5 protein-coding genes are annotated in these 4,326 nt (G+C 68.0%); all 5 read left to right on the top strand.

Features of this window, described 5'->3' with window-relative positions:
- The first annotated feature begins 194 nt into the window (after positions 1-194).
- The 5 genes from gap (at position 195) to ABZ281_RS39950 (ending at position 4,235) form a co-directional block, all read left to right on the top strand.
- Positions 195-1,202: a type I glyceraldehyde-3-phosphate dehydrogenase gene (gene gap, locus ABZ281_RS39970; RefSeq protein ID WP_356662885.1), complete on the top strand. Its 1,008-nt coding sequence runs from the start codon at positions 195-197 to the stop codon at positions 1,200-1,202.
- Between the two features lie 142 nt (positions 1,203-1,344).
- Positions 1,345-2,556, top strand: a complete 1,212-nt coding sequence (locus tag ABZ281_RS39965; protein WP_356662884.1) for a phosphoglycerate kinase — start codon at positions 1,345-1,347, stop codon at positions 2,554-2,556.
- Between the two features lie 6 nt (positions 2,557-2,562).
- On the top strand, positions 2,563-3,339 hold the full coding sequence (gene tpiA / locus ABZ281_RS39960; RefSeq protein WP_356662883.1) for a triose-phosphate isomerase: 777 nt from the start codon (positions 2,563-2,565) through the stop codon (positions 3,337-3,339).
- Between the two features lie 115 nt (positions 3,340-3,454).
- A complete protein-coding gene (gene secG, locus ABZ281_RS39955; RefSeq protein WP_031108484.1) occupies positions 3,455-3,691 on the top strand; it encodes a preprotein translocase subunit SecG in 237 nt (78 codons plus the stop codon).
- A gap of 208 nt (positions 3,692-3,899) precedes the next feature.
- A complete protein-coding gene (locus ABZ281_RS39950; RefSeq protein WP_003957010.1) occupies positions 3,900-4,235 on the top strand; it encodes an RNA polymerase-binding protein RbpA in 336 nt (111 codons plus the stop codon).
- Positions 4,236-4,326: the final 91 nt, after the last annotated feature.

The following is a 4,326-nucleotide window of genomic DNA, read 5'->3' as shown; positions in this document are numbered from 1 at the left end:
CTGTTCGAGTGAGCGTGAGCGGGGGGGGGGGGGGACCTACCCCCTACGGGGGGGAACGCCCCGCCCTGCCGTGTATGGGGCATCTGGATGTCACCACCAGAGCTCCAGGGAGGTAGGGTCGTAGGCGGTCGGGGACATCCCAAACAGAGCTCGCCGGCACTTCATGGCCGGCGTACCAACGAGGAGATCGGTTCGTGACGATCCGCGTAGGCATCAACGGCTTCGGCCGCATCGGGCGTAACTACTTCCGCGCGCTCCTGGAGCAGGGTGCAGACATCGAGATCGTGGCTGTCAACGACCTGGGTGACACCGCGACCACCGCTCACCTGCTGAAGTACGACACGATCCTGGGCCGCCTCAAGCAGGAGGTCACCCACACCGCCGACACGATCACCGTCGACGGCAAGACGATCAAGGTCCTGGCCGAGCGCAACCCCGCCGACATCCCGTGGGGTGAGCTGGGCGTCGACATCGTCATCGAGTCGACCGGCATCTTCACCAAGAAGGCCGACGCCGAGAAGCACATCGCCGGTGGCGCGAAGAAGGTCCTCATCTCGGCTCCGGCCAAGGACGAGGACGTCACCATCGTGATGGGCGTCAACCAGGACAAGTACGACCCGGCGAACCACCACGTCATCTCCAACGCCTCCTGCACCACCAACTGTGTGGCGCCGATGGCGAAGGTCCTCGACGAGAACTTCGGCATCGTCAAGGGTCTGATGACGACGGTGCACGCGTACACCAACGACCAGCGCATCCTGGATTTCCCGCACAAGGATCTGCGTCGCGCGCGTGCCGCCGCCGAGAACATCATCCCGACCACCACGGGCGCCGCCAAGGCCACCGCGCTGGTCCTGCCGCAGCTCAAGGGCAAGCTGGACGGCATGGCCATGCGCGTCCCGGTCCCGACCGGCTCGGTCACCGACCTGGTCCTCGAGCTGTCCCGCGAGGTCACCAAGGAAGAGGTCAACGCCGCTTTCCAGAAGGCCGCGGAGGGCGAGCTCAAGGGCATCCTCGAGTACACCGAGGACCCGATCGTCTCCTCCGACATCGTGAACGCCCCGGCGTCCTGCACCTTCGACTCCTCCCTGACCATGGTCCAGGAGGGCAAGAGCGTGAAGGTCATCGGCTGGTACGACAACGAGTGGGGCTACTCCAACCGCCTCGTGGACCTTACGGTCTTCGTCGGCAACCAGCTCTGATCAACCCAGCAGGCACGTCCATGTGAGAGCAGGGCTCGGGCGGCGCGAGGACGCGCCGTCCGAGCCCTGACTCACGTACAGATCAGAGCTGTTCGATCACGAGCGCTTACGAGCGATCACGAGCTCTTTCAGGAGTCCCCTCATGAAGACGATCGACGAACTCCTCACCGAAGGGGCCGCGGGCAAGCGGGTCTTCGTCCGCGCCGATCTGAACGTGCCGCTGGACGGCACGCGCATCACCGACGACGGCCGCATCCGCGCCGTGCTGCCCACGGTCAAGGCCCTCGCCGACGCGGGCGCCCGGGTCGTCGTCGCCTCCCACCTGGGCCGCCCCAAGGGCACCCCGGACCCCGCCTTCTCCCTCGCCCCGGCCGCCGCGCGCCTCGGTGAACTCCTCGGGTCGGACGTGGCCTTCGCGGCCGACACGGTCGGCGAGTCCGCCCGGACCACCGTCGCCGGCCTCGCCGACGGCCAGGTCGCGGTCCTCGAGAACCTGCGCTTCAACGCCGGTGAGACGAGCAAGGACGACGCCGAGCGCGGCGCCTTCGCCGACCAGCTCGCCGCCCTCGCGGACGTCTACGTCGGTGACGGGTTCGGCGCGGTGCACCGGGGGCACGCCTCGGTCTTCGACCTCCCGGCCCGCCTGCCGCACTACGCCGGCTACCTCATCGCCACCGAGGTCGGCGTCCTGAGGAAGCTCACCGACGACGTCAAGCGGCCCTACGCCGTCGTCCTGGGCGGCGCGAAGGTGTCCGACAAGCTCGCCGTCATCGACCAACTGCTCGGCAAGGCCGACCGACTGCTCATCGGCGGCGGTATGGTCTTCACCTTCCTCAAGGCCAAGGGCCACGAGATCGGATCCTCCTTGGTCCAGGAAGACCAGCTCCCGGTCGTCCGGGAGTACATCGAGCGCGCCGAGAAGAACGGCGTCGAGCTGGTCCTGCCGCTGGACGTCGTGGTCGCGCCGGAGTTCCCGGACCTCAAGACCAAGGCCCCGGGCCGGCCCAGCACCGTCGCCGCGGACGCCATGCCGACCGGCCAGATGGGCCTGGACATCGGTCCCGAGTCCCGCACGCTGTACGCCTCGAAGATCGTCGACGCCGCCACCGTCTTCTGGAACGGCCCCATGGGCGTCTTCGAGCACCCCGATTTCGCCGAGGGCACCAAGGCGGTCGCCCAGGCCCTCCTCGACTCCCAGGCCTTCACGGTGGTCGGTGGTGGCGACTCCGCCGCCGCTGTCCGCATCCTGGGATTCGACGAGAACGCATTCGGCCACATCTCGACCGGTGGCGGCGCCTCCCTCGAATACCTCGAGGGCAAGACGCTCCCCGGCCTCGCCGCACTGGAGGACTGACCCCTTATGAGCACGCGCACGCCGCTGATGGCGGGCAACTGGAAGATGAACCTCAACCACCTCGAGGCCATCGCGCACGTCCAGAAGCTCGCCTTCGCCCTGGCCGACAAGGACTACGAGGCCGTCGAGGTCGCCGTCCTGCCGCCCTTCACCGACCTGCGCTCCGTGCAGACCCTGGTCGACGGCGACAAGCTCAAGATCAAGTACGGCGCCCAGGACATCTCGGCGCACGACAGCGGTGCCTTCACCGGCGAGATCTCCGGCCCCATGCTGGCCAAGCTGAAGTGCACGTACGTCGCCATCGGCCACAGCGAGCGCCGGCAGTACCACGCCGAGACGGACGAACTGGTGAACGCCAAGGTCAAGGCCGCCTACAAGCACGGCCTGACCCCCATCCTGTGCGTCGGCGAGGAGCTGGAGGTCCGCGAGGCGGGCAACCACGTCTCCCACACCCTCGCCCAGGTCGAGGGCGGTCTGAAGGACCTCCCCGCCGAGCAGGCCGAGACCGTCGTGATCGCCTACGAGCCCGTCTGGGCCATCGGCACCGGCAAGGTCTGCGGTGCCGAGGACGCCCAGGAGGTCTGCGCGGCGATCCGCGGCCAGATCGCCGAGCTGTACTCGCAGGACCTGGCCGACAAGATCCGCATCCAGTACGGCGGCTCGGTCAAGGCGGGCAACGTCGCGGAGATCATGGCCCAGGCCGACATCGACGGCGCGCTGGTCGGCGGCGCCTCGCTGGACGCCGACGAGTTCGTCAAGATCGTGCGCTTCCGCGACCAGTGAGGCGGCCCGGCGAATCGCGAGTATGCGCTAGCGGCGATCCGTCGTACCCTTGCGGGGTCCAGCTCTGTGCTGGGCCCCGCGTCGTCCATCCGAATCCGAGGAAGTTGGTCCAGCCGTGGTTTTGGGGTTCTCGATCGCCCTGATCGTCTTCAGCCTGCTGCTGATGCTGCTGGTGCTGATGCACAAGGGGAAGGGCGGCGGCCTCTCCGACATGTTCGGCGGCGGCATGCAGTCCTCCGTCGGCGGCTCCTCGGTCGCCGAGCGCAACCTCGACCGGATCACCGTCGTGATCGGTCTGGGATGGTTCGCGTGCATCGTCGTGCTCGGCATTCTGATGAAGGTGAACAACTGACCGAGCCGCAATCCGCACGGAACTCGTACGTAAGGCCCCATGTTCGGTACGCGCAGCTGAGCGCGGCCTATCATGGGGCTTGCGTCTAGGTGTGAGGGTTGTAACTCCAATCACTGGACGCGCGTTGGGCCTTACGTAGACTGAGGCGCTCGCAGCGAAGCGGAACGCCGACTCGCTTCGCGGCACCATCACGCAGGGAGTTACGACCGTGGCAAGTGGCAACGCGATCCGGGGAAGCCGGGTCGGGGCGGGGCCGATGGGCGAGGCCGAGCGCGGCGAGTCCGCGCCGCGGCTGCGCATCTCCTTCTGGTGCTCCAACGGACACGAGACCCAGCCGAGCTTCGCCAGCGACGCGCAGGTGCCCGATACCTGGGACTGTCCCCGCTGCGGCTTTCCGGCAGGCCAGGACCGGGACAACCCCCCGGACCCGCCGCGCACCGAGCCCTACAAGACACATCTGGCGTATGTGCGGGAGCGACGCAGCGACGCGGACGGCGAGGCGATCCTCGCCGAGGCGCTCGCCAAACTGCGGGGCGAGATCTAGTGCCGCGGCAGGCAACGTTTGCCCGTTGAGGAGCGGCGTCCGGTGCGTGCTCTCGGCGTGCCGGCCGGAAGCCCTCGTACTGGACGTACTT

Origin of the sequence: Streptomyces sp. NPDC006265 (genome assembly GCF_040613555.1) — a bacterium.
GTDB lineage: Bacteria > Actinomycetota > Actinomycetes > Streptomycetales > Streptomycetaceae > Streptomyces.
The sequence above is the reverse complement of the archived record's forward strand: the minus strand, read 5'-3'. Positions and strand labels throughout refer to the sequence as shown.